At 64.5% G+C, this 5,136-nt stretch carries 3 protein-coding genes and 1 pseudogene; 1 reads left to right on the forward strand and 3 read right to left on the reverse strand.

The features are described 5' to 3' along the window. A pseudogene (locus sphsw_RS18940) lies at positions 1-356 on the forward strand (quinoprotein relay system zinc metallohydrolase 1); the annotation flags it as partial. A 134-nt stretch (positions 357-490) separates the two neighbouring features. Here the strand turns inward: sphsw_RS18940 and sphsw_RS13330 are convergent. From sphsw_RS13330 to sphsw_RS13340, 3 genes are all read right to left on the reverse strand, one after another. After that, positions 491-2,971: a TonB-dependent receptor gene (locus tag sphsw_RS13330; protein ID WP_031441035.1), complete on the reverse strand. Its 2,481-nt coding sequence runs from the start codon at positions 2,969-2,971 to the stop codon at positions 491-493. A 90-nt stretch (positions 2,972-3,061) separates the two neighbouring features. Then, a complete protein-coding gene (locus sphsw_RS13335) occupies positions 3,062-3,742 on the reverse strand; it encodes a response regulator transcription factor (RefSeq protein ID WP_031441036.1) in 681 nt (226 codons plus the stop codon). Then, positions 3,739-5,016: a sensor histidine kinase gene (locus sphsw_RS13340; RefSeq protein WP_081874322.1), complete on the reverse strand. Its 1,278-nt coding sequence runs from the start codon at positions 5,014-5,016 to the stop codon at positions 3,739-3,741. The genes sphsw_RS13335 and sphsw_RS13340 overlap by 4 nt, the downstream gene beginning before the upstream one ends. Positions 5,017-5,136: the final 120 nt, after the last annotated feature.

Consider the following 5,136-nt stretch of genomic DNA (forward strand, 5'->3'; position numbering starts at 1 on the left):
ATCTGGTGTTCCACGATCGTGCGCCATCGACGCCGCATGCCGACCTGCCGCACTGGCGTACGTCGCTCGATACGCTGAAGGGGTTGGGACAGCTCCGGGTGATTCCCGGCCATGGGCCGATCGATTCTACGCCGCACGCCGCGATCGACCAGACCCGCGACTGGATAGACTGGATCGATATGGCGTTGACCGACGCGATCCAGGCTGGATTAGATCCAGTCGAAGCCGGCGAGATCGCGATCCCGCCACGCTTCGCTGCGATGAAGGCCGCGCGCTATGAGCTACAGCGGTCGGTGTCGCACTTCTATCCGGGTCTTGAGGAACGATCGCTGCCACTGGTGGGCAAGCGAGCCTAGCGTTCTGCCCTCGTCCGGTCGAGATACAGCTTGCACGGCTTTGTTGTGCCGCGAAGGCGAGAGCCCAGTCTGGAACCTCGCTTTCGCGGGGAGACATGCTGTTTTCTCGCACAAGACGAGCGCCGACCAAGACCTCAGAACCGCACTTTGGCGCCGACCTGGATCGAGCGTGGGGCACCCGGTGCATAGAAGGTCGACGACGCTAATGGCCGTTCGCCGTCGATCACCGGCCCGGCAAACGGTCGCGCGACGAAGTTGCCGCTCGCATCGAACCCGGTCGCGCCCAGTTGCGCGGCGGTCGCATAGCGCTTGTCGAACGCGTTGTTGAGCTGTGCGAAGATCGTCAACTGGCGGGCCGGGCGGATCTCCGCGCCAAAATTGACGACCGCATACGCGTCGGTCTTGCCCTCGCCGAGGTAGTACACCCCGTCGGGCTCATGCTCGTTGTTCTCGTTGCCGCGCGCATACACGCCCGAAATCGCAATCATGTCGGCACTGAGCGATAGCATCTCTACCGGTTTCCAGCGTGCGCCGGCCTTCAAGATGTGTCGCGGGATCAGTGGGACGCGATCACCCTTCTCGATGTCGATCTCGCCTTCGAATCCGGGCGCGACGTGCTCGCTCGAACTGTTGCCCGAGCCGTCGACGGTCTCGCCATTGCGATAGGTCGCGTCGAGCAGCGTGTAGTGGCCGGTCAGGTGAACCGGGCCGACATCGCCGGCGAGATCGACGTCGATACCCTGGCGGCGAGTTTTCCCGAAATTGCGAAAATAGCCGAAGCCCGCGGTATCGTCGGCAACGAACAGGATGTCGTTCCGACTGACAGTGCGGAATGCGCCGAGACGCAGCGCGATACCGTGGAGGTCGGCGTTGATGCCCGTCTCGACGGTGCGCGCAACGACCTGGTCGAGCGGCGGATCGCCCGCCAAGGCGTTGGGCAGGCGGCAGGGGCTCTCGGGGTCCGCGCAGCCAAGTTCGATCGCCGATGGCGCACGGCTGGTCTGGGCGAGCGCCGCATCGATCGCGAAGGTCTCGGTCGGACTCCAGCGCAGCGCGATCGCCGGGTTCACGCGGTCGAACTTGTGGTCGCCGTCGAGCGATCCGGTACCGCCACCGGGTTGAAGCCCATCGCGGTTATGGACGACGGTGTGGTCATAGCGCGCGGACAGGTCGACATGCAGCGTCCGGCTGACGTCGAACGCATCGAGCGCATAGGCGCTGAGCGTGGTCGTGCGGCCGGTCAGGTCGACGCGCGCATCGAATGCGTGTTCGGAGTCCTGCGTCCCATCTGCGAACGCGCCCGCGCCGATAACCGGGACGATGCCGCGGTCGGGCGTGAGATAGCCGAATTGCGACGATTGGACGAACACCGAGCGACCGTTGACGTAGCTCGCGCCTACCGTCAGCGCGTTGAAACCGCCCCCGACTGGCGTCTTCAGCGTCAGCTCACCGGTCGCGCCGAACTCGCGCTGTCGTGTGTTCGAACGGTTGGCGAGCCCGTTGCACTTCTCGTTCGGCTCGCTGTTCAGCAGCACGTTGGCGATGCAGCGCCATCTGGGGAAGGGGGTGTTGGCCTGCGTCTCGCCCGCGACCGGGAAGCCGCTATATCCGGCCACGGTCAGTGCGGCGCGCTCGGCGGCGCTGGGTTGATACAGGTTCTCGCCGAGTGCATCGTCGTTGATGTCGCCGTTGAACGTGCGCGTCCTGATGCTGCGGAAAAATGCGTTGCCGGCAAAGGAGAGAACGTCGGAAAACCGGTGGTCGCCCGTGAGGTTGATCAGGTACGCGGTGTTCCGGGTAGTGTCGGGATAGGTGTAGACGCTGGACCGATCACGTTCGAGCAGGCGCTGGTCCTGTAGCCCGTTGCCGTTGAGGTCGGTCTTCGCATAGCTTCCCGACAGCGCGACGTTGGTTTTCGTATCAGACCAGCCAAGCTTGCCGAATGCCTGCCCCGCCTCCGACCGCGAGACATCGCGCCAGCCGTCCTCGGCAAAATAATCGCTACTCAGGAACCAGTTGAAACCGCTGTCGGCATTGCCGCCGGCCTGCACCTCGACGGTACGGCGATCGAATGATCCATAGCTCGCCTCGATCTCGACACCGGGGTCGGATTTGCCATCCTTGGTCCGGACAGAGATCGCACCACCCAGCGAATTACGCCCGAACAGCGGGTTTGATCCTGGCACCAGAGTCATCGAACGGATTGCGGATTTGGGGATAAGGTCCCAACTGACGACGTCGCCGAACGGTTGGTTGACGCGGACGCCGTCGACATAGACCGACAGCCCCTGCGGCGTGCCGAGCAGCGGCGATGCGGTGAAGCCGCGATAGTTTATATCGGGCTGCAACGGGTTGTTCTGGATGTCGTTGACGAACACGCCGCCCGCCATTCGCTTCAGATAGTCGGTGATGTCGGTCGCGTGCGCGGCCTCGATCTCCTCGTCGCTGGTGGTCTGTGCGGGGAAGGGCAGCGTCCCTTCGCCGACGTCGGACAGCGGGGTCGCAGTCACGATGATTTCGGGGGAGAGGCCTGTCTGCGTTTGCGGCTGCGCGTGGCCAGCGGCCGGCATGACAATCAGGGCGACACCGGCCAGCCAACGGAAACGGGTCTTCATGCTGCATCCCCCCAACGCCTGCGATCTGCGTCGCTGAGGAAACGATAACTTGGCTGATCGACACTTGCCTGAGATCGGTCTCAGGTTACGTCATACCTTGGTCGATGGCACTAGCCGGAAGCCACGACCGCGCAGTGTCTCGATCGCCGGCGCTCCGCGAAGTTCGCTCAGTCGGCGGCGAAGATAGCCGATATAGACGTCGAGCGCGTTGTCGCTGATCCCGGCATCTGCGCCCCAGACAGCAGCGGCCAGCGCCACTCGTGTCGCAGTGCCGCCATTGGCCGCGACGAGCCGCTGCAGCAGGTCGAACTCACGCCGGCTTAGCGCGAGCGGGCGGTCGTCGACCAGCGCATGCCGCGAAATCGGGTCGAGCGCGAGATTGGCGTAGCGCATTGGCGGCGGTGCGGCGTCCGCTCCCCGACGGACGATCGCCGCCAGTCGCGCGACGAGTTCTTCGAATGCGAACGGCTTGGGGAGATAATCGTCCGCCCCGCTGTCGAACCCGTCGAGCCGGTCCTGTAACGTTCCTCGCGCCGTCAACATCAGGATCGGCACCCGGATCCCGTCTTCACGCAGGGCCCGGCAAAGGTCCATCCCGTCACGGTCGGGAAGGCCCACGTCGAGCAGTGCGGCGGCAAATCCGCCGGTTCGCAGCATCGTCGGCACCTCCCGCGCCGCGCGTTCCCAGGCAACCTCATACCCGCGCGCGGTCAGTCCGCGGCTGACGAAACGGCCGATGCCGGCATCGTCCTCGACCAACAGGATCTTCATACTGGTACCAAGGGAAGGTCGATCGTCACGGTACAGCCGACGCTCAGGCCATTGGCGAGCGCGTTGGCGGCATGGATCGATCCGTCATGCTGCTCGACGACCCACCGCGCGAGTGACAGGCCGAGCCCGGTGCCGCCCCGCGATCGCCCCGCATCCCCCTGGTAATAGGCGTCGAAGATCCGCGGCAAAGCCTCGTCCGCCACGCCCGATCCCTGATCCACCACATCGATCCGCGCCGCATCATCATTGGTCGTGAGCCGTACGGTAACGGTTCCCCCGAATGGCGAAAACTTTACCGCGTTATCGACGATTGCAAGCACCGCCTGTTGCAGCCACCGCGCGTCGCCCCGCACAGTCAGCGGCGGCACCATAGTCTCGACCGCCAGCGCTACCTCGGCCGAGCGCGCATAACCACGTGCGGCGTCGCCCGCCCCCTCTACCAGCGTCGCCAGATCGATCAGCTCGCGCGCGAGTTGAAGCTGACCGTCATCCGCGCGCGCCAAGGCTAGCAATTCAGCGATCCGGTGTTCGAGAAACTCGGCATTAGCGACGACGTGCCCGAGCGCCTCGCGCAGTGCACGTGGCTCGGCAGCGAAATCGGCCAGCGCTACTTCCGCTTCTCCCCGCATCACGGTGATCGGAGTCCGCATTTCATGGCTGGCTTTTGCAAAGAACAGCCGACGCGATTGATCGATCATGGCAAGTTCCGCCGTCTTCTCCGAAACTTCATTGGCGAGCTGGCGATTGGCTGCGATCAACCCCAACGCTCCCAGCAACGCTGATCCGCCTGCCACCAGCACGAGTAGCACGGCCAGGATCGTCGTTCGCGCCCGCAGCCGGATCATGTCCGCGCCGATCCGCGCGGCTTCTGTGCGTTCCCGTGCGACGATGCGGGAGACCAGGTCCGCGAGTTCGCCGCGCCGCTTCGGATCGCCGGCCAGCACAGCGAGATGGTCCGCATCCACCGCCTCACGCACCTGCGCTGCGTGTTCGGCGGAAGCGGTAGGTAACAGCGCCGTCTCGGTGCGGATCAATCGTGCATAGGCGTGGAGATGCGGGCGCAGCGCCGCAGCGTCCCCGGTGTTTGCCAGCGTTTCGATCCGCGACACGGCCGCAAGCTGCGCCTGCGCGATTCCGGCGCGGTCAAAGTTCCGTCCCGCACTCGCAAGGCTTAGGATGAACGCCGTCGCCAACGCTGCCAGTGATACCAACAGCGCAATGGAACACAGCGCAGCGAGCGTTAGTGGCTGACGTAGGCGAGTTTCAATCGACATGGCCCGATCCTAGTCGTCGCGCGCCGCCGAACAAGAAGGAGCATATTGAACTAGGTGTTTGATCCCACGGTTTGATGGTGCGATCCTTTCGTTGGAATGGAAGGAAGCGGTATGGGACAG

Origin of the sequence: Sphingomonas sp. FUKUSWIS1, assembly GCF_000733135.1 — a bacterium.
Taxonomy (GTDB): domain Bacteria; phylum Pseudomonadota; class Alphaproteobacteria; order Sphingomonadales; family Sphingomonadaceae; genus Sphingomonas; species Sphingomonas aerolata.